13 protein-coding genes and 1 pseudogene are annotated in these 10674 nt (G+C 49.3%); 12 read left to right on the top strand and 2 right to left on the bottom strand.

From position 1 onward, the window contains the following. The coding region (locus tag KO512_RS04965) for a chemotaxis protein CheW (RefSeq protein WP_215951235.1) at positions 1–442 on the top strand (442 nt) is incomplete at its 5' end. Between the two features lie 12 nt (positions 443–454). Further along, on the top strand, positions 455–847 hold the full coding sequence (locus tag KO512_RS04960) for a DUF2802 domain-containing protein (RefSeq protein ID WP_215951234.1): 393 nt from the start codon (positions 455–457) through the stop codon (positions 845–847). Positions 848–878: 31 nt separating this feature from the next. Here the strand turns inward: KO512_RS04960 and KO512_RS04955 are convergent, their stop codons facing one another. Both KO512_RS04955 and KO512_RS04950 read right to left on the bottom strand, forming a co-directional pair. After that, positions 879–1148: an EscU/YscU/HrcU family type III secretion system export apparatus switch protein gene (locus tag KO512_RS04955; protein ID WP_215951233.1), complete on the bottom strand. Its 270-nt coding sequence runs from the start codon at positions 1146–1148 to the stop codon at positions 879–881. Positions 1149–1160: 12 nt separating this feature from the next. Further along, the gene (locus KO512_RS04950) at positions 1161–2612 is read right to left on the bottom strand and encodes a flagellar hook-length control protein FliK (protein ID WP_215951232.1); all 1452 of its coding nucleotides are present in this window, start codon (positions 2610–2612) and stop codon (positions 1161–1163) included. Positions 2613–2780: 168 nt separating this feature from the next. Between KO512_RS04950 and ccmA the strand changes: the two genes are divergently transcribed. From ccmA to KO512_RS04900, 10 genes and pseudogenes are all read left to right on the top strand, one after another. Beyond that, the gene (gene ccmA / locus KO512_RS04945) at positions 2781–3419 is read left to right on the top strand and encodes a cytochrome c biogenesis heme-transporting ATPase CcmA (protein ID WP_215951231.1); all 639 of its coding nucleotides are present in this window, start codon (positions 2781–2783) and stop codon (positions 3417–3419) included. 35 nt (positions 3420–3454) lie between these two features. Further along, entirely contained in the window at positions 3455–4144 is a 690-nt protein-coding gene (ccmB, locus tag KO512_RS04940) for a heme exporter protein CcmB (protein WP_215951386.1), read from the top strand. 19 nt (positions 4145–4163) lie between these two features. Then, the gene (locus tag KO512_RS04935; protein ID WP_215951230.1) at positions 4164–4916 is read left to right on the top strand and encodes a heme ABC transporter permease; all 753 of its coding nucleotides are present in this window, start codon (positions 4164–4166) and stop codon (positions 4914–4916) included. A 4-nt stretch (positions 4917–4920) separates the two neighbouring features. Then, the gene (gene ccmD / locus KO512_RS04930; protein ID WP_436792265.1) at positions 4921–5106 is read left to right on the top strand and encodes a heme exporter protein CcmD; all 186 of its coding nucleotides are present in this window, start codon (positions 4921–4923) and stop codon (positions 5104–5106) included. Beyond that, entirely contained in the window at positions 5103–5570 is a 468-nt protein-coding gene (gene ccmE / locus KO512_RS04925) for a cytochrome c maturation protein CcmE (RefSeq protein WP_215951228.1), read from the top strand. Before ccmD ends, ccmE begins: the two co-directional genes overlap by 4 nt. Beyond that, positions 5567–7528, top strand: a complete 1962-nt coding sequence (locus KO512_RS04920) for a heme lyase CcmF/NrfE family subunit (RefSeq protein ID WP_215951227.1) — start codon at positions 5567–5569, stop codon at positions 7526–7528. Before ccmE ends, KO512_RS04920 begins: the two co-directional genes overlap by 4 nt. Before the next feature lie 34 nt (positions 7529–7562). Next, positions 7563–8093 carry a DsbE family thiol:disulfide interchange protein gene (locus KO512_RS04915; RefSeq protein WP_215951226.1) on the top strand — a complete coding sequence of 177 codons (531 nt, stop codon included), beginning with the start codon at positions 7563–7565 and terminating at the stop codon, positions 8091–8093. Next, positions 8093–8566, top strand: coding sequence for a cytochrome c-type biogenesis protein (locus tag KO512_RS04910; RefSeq protein ID WP_215951225.1), 474 nt, complete (start codon positions 8093–8095; stop codon positions 8564–8566). Before KO512_RS04915 ends, KO512_RS04910 begins: the two co-directional genes overlap by 1 nt. Further along, positions 8563–9816, top strand: a complete 1254-nt coding sequence (gene ccmI, locus KO512_RS04905) for a c-type cytochrome biogenesis protein CcmI (protein WP_215951224.1) — start codon at positions 8563–8565, stop codon at positions 9814–9816. The genes KO512_RS04910 and ccmI overlap by 4 nt, the downstream gene beginning before the upstream one ends. A 66-nt stretch (positions 9817–9882) precedes the next feature. Beyond that, positions 9883–10674 (top strand): annotated as a pseudogene (locus tag KO512_RS04900) (hypothetical protein); the annotation flags it as partial.

Below are 10674 nucleotides of genomic sequence, written 5' to 3'. Positions count from 1 at the left end.
AGAACCAGAACCAGAACCACTACAGTGCTTGTTGGTGAAGATGTATGGGGTGAGGTTAGCGTTGCCGATTAAATATTTACAGGGCGCGCATGATATAAGCACCATGAAGCTGGGGCTGAATCATGATGCCGACTGGATTTTAGGCAGCTATGATGAGTCGGGTACGCTAGTGCGGGTGATTGATACGGCTATGTGGACGATTCCCGAGCGCTATGAGCCCGACCAAGCGGATTACTCTGAGTTAATTAAGATTAAAGATGCTGGCTGGGCGATCACCATTGATTCGATGATCGGTTCACAAGCCATTGAGGAAGACTCAATTACTTGGAATAACAACCCGAAAGCTCGGCCTTGGTTGTTAGGCACCTGTATGCAACATCAATGTGCGGTGATGAATATTCCCGCGTTATTAGATGGCCTTAATGCGGCCTGTCATCAGTGATGAGGAGATAAGATGATCTGGCTAGCTTTGGCGGTGGTCGCCGTGATCGCATCGGTGTCGGTGGGATACACTATTCATGCCCAGCGACAACTACAGCAGCATCAGCGACAATATGAAGCGTTGATCAATGTGCTGCGCAACGAAATACAAGCACTGACGAGCAGCTCTATTGGTATGGGACATCGGCTGATGGATGTAGAGAATCAGTTGAATATTACCGCTGAAAAACAGCAGGAATTAGCCAATCGTGATCCCGGTGTGCTGGCCTATAATCAGGCGGCTCGTTTAATGGAGATGGGTGCGGATGTCGATGATCTGGTGAAAAACTGTGGCATTGGCCGGCCAGAGGCTGAGTTGATGGCCTTGTTGCATAAAGAGATCGCGGCACCCGATAAACAGAGTTAATCCTCTGGATATCAGCTTTAATAGATCTACTTTAATCGGTTCCATTTTTTAGCTTGTAAGTAAAAGCGATGATCTCGGCAATGGCGCGGTAGAGGGCTTCTGGGATTTCATCACCGAGCTCCAAGCGTAGTAGAACTTCAACCAGTTCTGGGCTTTCATGAATATGTACATCATGTTCCCTCGCCAGCCGGATAATCTGTTCGGCAATCACTCCTTGCCCCTTGGCGGTTACCGTTGGGGCCCCCTCATGATCGTAGTTCAAGGCAATCGCTTTCTGATACTCGTCTGCTTTTTTACTCATTTAACGGCTCGCTTAGGTGGTGACATCGATGAGTGGCTCGATTCGGTTGATCGCTTTCGGCGCAGCACCTTCACTGCAATGGGTTGATTGGATATTAAACCCCTGTTGGTGTAACTGTTGATTGAACTCGGGGAGCTTGTCATTTAACGTTTCTGCAATGTCCGCTTGGCTACACCAAAAATGTGCGGTGACTTGATGCTCATCTTCCAAGACTAGCTCTGCATCAATAGTGCCCTGTTGTTCAAGATCAAAGTGTAGTCTAACGCGCCATGAGTGTTGCCACTCATCTTCGGAGAGTTGACGACGGTGTTCGGATATTTTTAGTTCGACATTATCGAGTTGCTCACCGTTTTTAACCGGCAGGTCGAGGGCGAAAAAACGCTCAAGGCCGCCGTCACTATTGATCCGTGTGTTCTGCAGACTTTCTAACTGGTTGCTGGTGACTCTATTGAGTAAACCTTTGACTATCTCTTGTAGTTGTTGGCGTGCTTGTTCCGGTAATTTATCCGCTTGCTGTAATAGCTGATTGAGCTGGTATTTCATCTCGTTACTTGAGATCTGTTTGCCGGGATTGGCTAAGTTACTTTCAGTAAACAGGCCGCCATTGAGTAAGTTTTGTTGCACCCCAGCCTGAGCTTCTGCGGCTGATCCTGTTTTGACACCAAATAGACTCAGCAGTGAACTGATGACGCTGTTGACTGGACTCTTTTCACCCCCTGTTTTGTTATTGAGTTGCTGCAATTTAAGTAGACTGCCGGCAACCGGCTGCTGTGTGGGTAAAACATAACGTAATGCATCATTAATCGTATTGTTGAGATTCTGATTTTGAACGGGAGAGGTCAGTGGCTGTATTTGAACCTGCTGGTCGGAGGTTCGTGTCAGCATGACTTTGCCATCAAATGGCAGCGCTTGATTGAGTGTTAGGGGAACCGTGCGGCCATTGATTGTCGCGAGGATGTTACTTTCCCCTGTGCCCGCCCGAATAGCAACCGATAGCGTTGCTAGCACGGGGCGGTTTAGCGGTAAGAGTGAGTTGATTTGCGAGGCGGAGCGCTCTGGAATCGTCGCTGTCGTACCCGCGAGTGTTTGTGAGTTGTTCTTTAGCGGCATAGCCGCCTGATTCATGGCTGTGTTTTGGGTGTTAGTCGTTGGGGTGCCGGTAGTACCGGCCGGAACCGTTTGAGACTGGCTGGGGGCGTTGCTTAAGAGTAACTGTCCCGCTGCGGTTCGGGTGAGTGTGGCTGTGCTACCTGGCGGTAGTGATTGGTCGCTCTTTAATTGATAGACCTGACTTCCTAGTTGTACTTGCAAGGTAAACTGATTGGGTCGTGAGGCATCGGGGGTACTCTGGCGGACATTGATCTGCGTCGGCGTATTCAACGGCAGGGCGCGCACCAATTCGGTTGCCGAGAGCGACTTACCCGCACTGTTTTGTAAATTTTGTATGCTCAGTGGATTAAGCATTAGCGATTTTCCTGCACCGGCTCAACACCTTCCTAGTTCTTTTGACCGAGTTATGCACCACGGCTGTTTATTTTGTATATAATGCCTTGCTTTCGGCGGATATTGCTAATTATAAAGGTAGGCATCGCCTGTTTTGCTTTTTTGAAGTGGTTTTTTGAGGTTGCCCTGTTGTCCACACCCAGACTGAAAATCGAGAATCTGTTTTGCGAGCGGGATGAGCGAGTGCTATTTGAGGCGCTTTGCTTTGAGGTGCATGCGGGTGAAGTGATTCAGATAGAAGGCCAGAATGGCAGTGGTAAAACCACCTTACTGCGGATTCTCAGTGGACTGTCATCCCATTTTGAGGGTGATATTTATTGGCAAGGGGAGCATCTTGATAAGTGTGCCTCGGATTACCGCGAAGCGTTGCTCTATTTTGGTCATCAGCCAGGGGTTAAAGCGGTACTGACGCCGCGAGAAAATCTCCAGTGGTATGGGTCTTTGCACCCCGATATGGTGCTAAGTCAGCTTGATTATGCGCTGTTCAAAGTCGGTTTAAGAGGCTATGAGGATGTTCCCTGTCATACGCTCTCCGCAGGGCAGAATCGGCGAGTCAGCTTGGCGCGGCTGTATCTCAGTCGTGCTCCTTTATGGATTTTGGATGAGCCCTTTACGGCCATTGATAAACAGGGTGTCGCCGAACAAGAGGCCCTCATGGTCGCCCATGCCGAGCAAGGTGGCAGTGTTATTTTGACGACTCATCATGAGCTGGCGATGGGTGATAAAATTCGCCGTCTTAATCTTGATCAATTAGCGGGAACTTTATGAGCGATAGTATGCCTAATCGACCGGCAGTCGACGCGATGATAACCGAATGCCGGCTTGATGGTCCTTTTTGGGGGGCATTAAAAAGAGAACTGCTACTGTCATATCGGCGTAAAAGTGATCTCGTCAATCCGCTGATTTTCTTTTTGATGGTGGCGACTCTGTTTCCGTTGGGGGTTAGTCCCGATCCCACTTTCCTGGCTGATGTGGCGCCGGGTGTGGTTTGGGTCGCCGCTTTATTGGCGACACTCTTGTCGATGGATAGCTTGTTTCGTTCTGATTTTGAAGACGGAACACTCGAGCAGATTTTACTCAGCCCGCAACCGCTTTATTTAGTGGTGCTGGCAAAAGTGCTGGCCCATTGGATGCTGACGGGTTTGCCGTTGACTATCTTGGCGCCACTGCTAGGTGTGATGTTGTTTTTGCCTGGGGATGGCATGTGGGGGCTGGTGTTAAGCTTGTTGCTTGGCACACCAACCTTAAGCTTGGTTGGCGCGATTGGCGCCGCATTAACGGTTGGTTTACGCAAAGGCGGAGTGTTGATTTCACTGCTGGTTTTGCCGCTTTATATTCCGGTACTTATTTTTGGCAGCGCGGCGGTACAAGGCGCTGTAACGGGCTTGCCCTTAGGGGGATATTTAGCCATTCTTGGAGCCATGTTGTCTCTGGGGTTGGTGTTGGCTCCGCTGGCAATTGGTGCCGCATTGAGAATTAGTGTAAGTGGGTAAAACCCGATAAGGTTGAAATATGGCTGATAAGAAGTGGCTGCCACGTTGGTTTTATCAACTGGCTTCTCCCCGTTGGTGTTATGACATTACGGGTAAGTTACTACCAATTTTTGTGATAGCGGCTGTGTTGACCCTCGTGGTAGGGACAGTCTGGGCGCTGGCGTTTGCTCCCGCTGACTATCAGCAAGGCAATAGCTTTCGGATCATTTATATCCATGTGCCCTCTTCTATATTGGCACAATCCTGCTATATGTTGATGGCGGTGGCGGGTGCCATCGGTCTGATTTGGAAGATGAAAGTCGCTGACATGGTGGCCAAATGTTGCGCGCCGATTGGTGCGTCTATTGCTATCTTGTCGCTGGCAACTGGCGCCATCTGGGGCAAGCCGACGTGGGGCTCTTGGTGGGTATGGGATGCGCGCCTAACGTCCATGCTGATTCTGTTTTTTCTTTATCTGGGTGTTATTGCTCTAAATTCAGCCATTGAAAGCGAACGCACGGCGGCGCAGTCTACTGCCGTGTTGGCATTGGTGGGATTGGTGAATATCCCGATTATTAAATACTCCGTTGACTGGTGGAATACACTACACCAGCCGGCAACCTTTACTCTGACCGAACGTCCTGCGATGCCTTCTGAAATGTGGCTGCCGCTATTAGTGATGGTGATCGGTTTTTACTGTTTCTTTGCCGTAGCAATGATGCTGCGGTTGCGCAACGAAATTATTCAGCGTGAGCGTCGTAGCAGTTGGGTACGCGCCTTGATGACTAATTGAGGATATGAGTTTGAGTTTCGAATCGTTTGCCGAATTTATCGATATGGGAGGTCATGGCCTCTATGTCTGGCTGAGTTATGCGATCGCACTGGCCGTGATCGTGATCAATATCGTCAATCCACTGATGCAAAAGCGTCAGATCTTTAGTGAGCAAGCCCGCCGGCTGCGCAGGGAGAAACAGAATTCATGAATCCTAAACGTAAACAGCGCCTGATCATCGTGCTTTTTATTGTGTTTGGTGCAGCCACCGCTGTTGGACTGGTGATGTACGCTCTCAATCAAAATATTAATCTATTTTACTCGCCCACCGATATTGTCGAACACAAAGCACCGGAAGGAACGCGTATCCGAGCTGGTGGTATGGTCGTTGAAGGCAGTGTTAAGCGAGATACACAAAGCCTGACCGTTACCTTTGATATGACGGATTATGCTAATAACGTCACGGTTACTTTTACCGGTATTCTGCCGGATCTGTTTCGCGAAGGGCAGGGGATCGTGGCGCAAGGCGAGATGAACAGCGATGGGGTGTTTGAAGCGGTTGAAGTACTAGCCAAGCATGATGAGAACTATATGCCACCGGAAGTCGCTGAAGCGTTAGAAAAAGCCGGTAAAATGCCGGAACAGATGCGTGCTAAAGGAGCTCAGCCATTATGATTCCAGAACTGGGACAATATACGCTGATTCTGGCGCTCTGTATGTCTGCTTTACTGGCGGTTGTGCCGATGGTCGGTGCCTCTGTGGGTAATACCTTGATGATGAATTATGCCCGGCCATTATCGTTGGGGATGTTTTTCTTTTTGGCGATCAGTATTACTTGTTTAGGTTATTCTTTTGTCGTCGATGATTTTTCCGTCGTCTATGTTGCTACCAACTCAAATACCCTATTGCCTTGGTATTTTAAGGTCAGTGCGGTTTGGGGAGGGCATGAAGGCTCCTTGCTACTGTGGGTGTTTATTCTCAGTGGCTGGACCGTTGCAGTAGCATTAAAAAGTAAAAATATGCCGATAGAGATCGTTGCCCGCGTATTAGCGGTGATGGGCATCGTGGCGGTTGGTTTTACCCTCTTTACTCTGATGACCTCGAGCCCGTTTGACCGTCATCTGCCGGCGTTTCCACTGGAAGGTGGCGACCTCAATCCGTTGCTGCAGGATATCGGCCTGATTATTCACCCACCGATGCTGTATATGGGCTATGTGGGCTTTTCGGTAGCCTTTGCTTTTGCTATCGCTGCGTTGCTGACAGGGCGTCTCGATTCGGCATGGGCGCGTTGGTCACGACCTTGGACGAGTATTGCTTGGGCGTTTCTGACGCTAGGTATTGGGCTGGGAAGTTGGTGGGCTTATTACGAACTTGGCTGGGGCGGCTGGTGGTTCTGGGATCCTGTCGAAAATGCCTCATTCATGCCTTGGTTAGTGGGTACCGCACTGGTGCATTCACTCGCGGTCACTGAAAAGCGCGGTGTGTTTAAAAGCTGGACGGTGCTATTGGCGATCTTTGCTTTCTCACTCAGCCTGTTGGGTACTTTCCTCGTGCGTTCCGGCGTGTTGACCTCGGTTCACGCGTTCGCCTCTGACCCTGATCGTGGTTACTTTATTCTGGCACTATTGGTGATCACCATCGGTGGTTCACTGATTCTCTATGCGGTAAAAGCGGGCAATGTGAAGAGTGAATCTAGCTTTGCCTTGTTATCCCGTGAAACCTTGCTGTTGATTAACAATATCCTGCTAGTGGTATCGGCGATGATGGTCTTGCTCGGCACTATCTATCCATTGATTGTGGATGCGATGGGGTGGGGTAAAATTTCGGTTGGGCCGCCGTACTTTAATTCGCTGTTTATCCCTTTGATGCTGCTTATTCTTGGGGCAATGGGCATCGGTGTTGCCGCTCGCTGGCGAGAGACTTCACTGACCTATCTGTTGCAACAGTTGTGGTTACCTGCGGTATTGAGTCTGATTGCGGGTCTGCTATTTCAATATTTCTATGCAGAGACCTTTAACCTAACGGTTGCGGGTGTCATGACCTTAGTTTTCTGGGTGGTCTTTACCAGTATTAAGGACTTTTGGCGGAAAATAGCGGGCCGCAGTAACCTGAAAAAAGCGTTAACGGGTATGTCTCGTAGCTATATTGGGATGATGTTAGCCCACGCGGGTATTGCTGTGGCCGTTGTTGGCGCGCTGATGGTTAGTATTTATAACGAAGAGCGTGATCTGCGGATGGCGCCCGGTGATGTACTGAATTTCAGTGAATATCAGTTTGAGTTTTTAGGCGCGCAGAAGAAACAGGGGCCTAACTATACTGCTGATATGGGGGTAATTCGGGTACTTTATAAGGGCGATTTTTACGGTGAATTAAAACCGGAGAAACGTTTCTATCCTGCTCGCGGTAATGTGATGACTGAAGCGGATATTGATCCTGGGTTGTTCCGCGATCTTTATGTGGCGTTAGGTGAATCATTGGGCGATGGTGCTTGGGCTGTGCGTGTGCAGTACAAACCCTTTGTTCGCTGGCTCTGGCTAGGCGGTTTGTTGATGACCGCTGGTGGTTTATTGGCTGCTACCGATCCTCGATACCGTAAACAAGCCCGGCGCGAAGCTGCTCGGGCTGCCGCTTGATTAACTATTTCGATAGCTACAGATAGGTATAACGATGCGTCGATTAATTGTTATTTTTCCCCTCGTGTTATTTGTGGCACTAGGGCTGTTTCTTTGGAATGGTATTGGTAAAAATACCGAAAGCATACCGTCACCGCTCATTGGTAAAGCGGTGCCTGAGTTTAGTTTGTCGGACCTGCTGGACGAGCAACAAATCATCACCGCTGCCGATCTGAAGGGGCGTCCTGCTTTACTGAATGTCTGGGCGACCTGGTGCCCAACTTGTAAGGCGGAACATGCTCAGTTAAACCGTATGGTTCAAAATGAAGGGGTTACCATCTACGGTGTTAACTATAAGGACGATCGCGAGAAAGCGAAGATCTGGCTGGATAATTATAGAAATCCCTATGCTGTAAACATCTATGATCCAGAAGGCAAGCTTGGGTTGAATCTAGGGGTTTATGGCGCGCCGGAAACCTTTCTGTTGGATGCTCAAGGGGTTATCCGTTACAAGCATATTGGTGCCATCGACGAGCGGGTGTGGAATGACTTGCGCGAGCGTATGAAACTGTTGGAGGTTAACTGATGATCCGGCATGCTTTATTGGTGATATTGCTGAGCGTTAGCGCGTTAGCGAATGCGGCTATCGATACCTATGAGTTTAAAGATGACGCCACCCGGGAACGATTTCAGTCGTTAGCGGCTGAGCTGCGCTGCCCTAAGTGTCAGAACCAGAATATAGCTGATTCTAATTCCCCGATCGCTGAAGATCTGCGTAACGAGTTGCACCGCATGTTGGAAGAGGGTGCTGACGATCAGCAGGTGATTGATTTTATGGTCGGTCGCTACGGTGAGTTTGTACTCTATCGACCACGAATGACTGAGCAAACCTATTTGCTGTGGTATGGACCCGCAGGTTTGTTAGTGATCGGCGTCGTGGTGGTTTTGTTGGTGAGTGGTAAACGAAAAAAAGCCGAGCCGGGTAAGCCTAAGGCTAACCTGAGCGATGCGGAAAAACAAAAGCTCGATCAGTTACTGAAACAGGAACAAACTAAATGACGGCGTTATGGTTAGGTATTGCACTGCTTTCACTGCTGGCGGTGGCATTTGTGTTATATCCGGTTTATCAAGGGCGTCAGTCTAAGGCGGAGAGCCAGGCTGATGTTGATCGTCGTGAATTAAATATCTCTATCTATGAGGAACGTCTTGCGGAGCTGAACCATGAACGTGATGCAGGTAATCTCGATGAGGATAACTTTGCGTCCCTGAAATTAGAGCTGGAACGTAACCTGTTGCAGGATGTGGATGACACCGTTGCCTCATCGAGTAAATCACTGATAGTGACCTCGCGTGGAGTCGTCACTGCCTTCGTACTGGCGATATTAGTGCCCGCAGTAGGATTGGCCATCTATGCAAAGCAAGGCCGCTCAGCTGATTTGGCGATAGCGATAAATGGGCCGGTTGACCCGTTTAATGGTAGGACTCCCACGGTTGAAGAAGCCGTGACGGCGCTGCAAAATCGCTTAGAGCAGGAACCTGAAAATCCTGAGGGTTGGTATCTGCTAGCGAACACCTTTATGAGTATGCAGAATTACTCGGCCGCTGCTGAAGGTTATCGTAACGCGCTAAAATATTTACCAGAAGATATGCCGCAATATGCCGGTGTTAATGGTCAATATGCCCAAGCACTATTTTTTGCTAATCAGGGGCAATTGAATGACCAGATTAATAGCGAAGTCGATAAGACGCTGTCAATCGATCCATTCGAAGTGACGGCGCTGGGTCTGTTAGGTATTGCCGCTTATGAAAAGGGTGACTATCAAGAGGCGATAGAGTTCTGGCGTAAAGGGTTGCGTAATGCTGTAGATGAACAAGCGGATTCGCTCAAATCGGGTATTCGCTCCGCTCGTGAAAAACTATTGGCTGCAGGAGAGTCTGTCCCCGATCTTCCTGAACTGGCTGAGGTTAAATTGGAACTAGCGGTGAGTCTCGATCCTGAATTAAGTAGCCTAGTCACACCGGATATGACGGTATTCATTTATGCAAGACCAGTGGGCGGCCGTATGCCATTGGCGGCTAAGCGTTTAACTGTAGCTGATCTGCCACTCACCGTTGTGCTGGATGATAGTACTGCAATGAGCCCACAAGCTAAGCTTTCAGGGGCCGAAACGGTAGAGTTGGTTGCGCGGATATCGGCTTCAGGACAACCGACACCTCAGCCGGGTGATTTGAGCGGAATCATTTCTTCTGTTGCTGTTCATGGGCAAGTTGATATATTAGAACTATCTATTGATCACGTCGTTGAATAATTGATGAAATCCAGCACAGGAGTCTCTGTGCCATGTATATAAATTAGATAAGGGTAATATCTGGCAATGGAATTAGGATTACGCGAATGGCTAATTATCGGTGGCGTGATAGTTGTTCTCCTGATTGTATTGGATGGTTGGCGCCGGATGCGTGGTAACGGTAATCGACTGAAGATGAAAATCGATAAGTCGTTAACGGATCTACCTGAGGTCGTCGAGGAATCTTCCTTTAATCCTGAATTGCCGGGTGGCGGAGCGCGTGTGGCTAATAGTCATGGCGAGACCCGCGCGGACTCCCGTCGAGAACCTACTTTTGCTACGGATACACCTGTTGCTAAAGCGGAGCCTAGCTTTAATAAGCTAGATCTTTCACCTGTTCGAAAAGTGGCAGCTGAGACGCAGGCGTCAGCACCGGAGAAGGCCAAGCTAGATTCTGCGTTTGAGTCGACACTCAAACCTGAACTCAAAAAAGAAGCGTTTAAGCCCGCAGCGTCAAAAGGTACGCCTGTTACCACTCCTGTGGCGCGACAAAACGGGTCAGCCAGCGTTGCTAATCAATCAGAGCAAGCTGAATACAGTATCCCATCGCTGTTAACACCCGACGTGACGGATGAGAATGACCCGCTGTTTGCGCCTGCCGATAGTTTTCCCCCTCACCATGATGGCCCCTCATTCGATGAAATGGATGAAGGTGTTTCTGCGGCTCGTGTTGTGCGTACCTCTGAGCCGGAAATTCCGGTGGAAATGACGATAGCAGAACCTTCGGTCGACGATTCGGCAAGCACGCTTGATGAGAGTGATGTTGTCGATGATGTTCCTATGATTCAATCTATTGTTCAGCCAGAGCCAGAGCCAGAG

It is taken from the genome of Amphritea atlantica, assembly GCF_018860855.1.
Lineage (GTDB): Bacteria > Pseudomonadota > Gammaproteobacteria > Pseudomonadales > Balneatricaceae > Amphritea > Amphritea atlantica_A.
The sequence above is the reverse complement of the archived record's forward strand: the minus strand, read 5'-3'. Positions and strand labels throughout refer to the sequence as shown.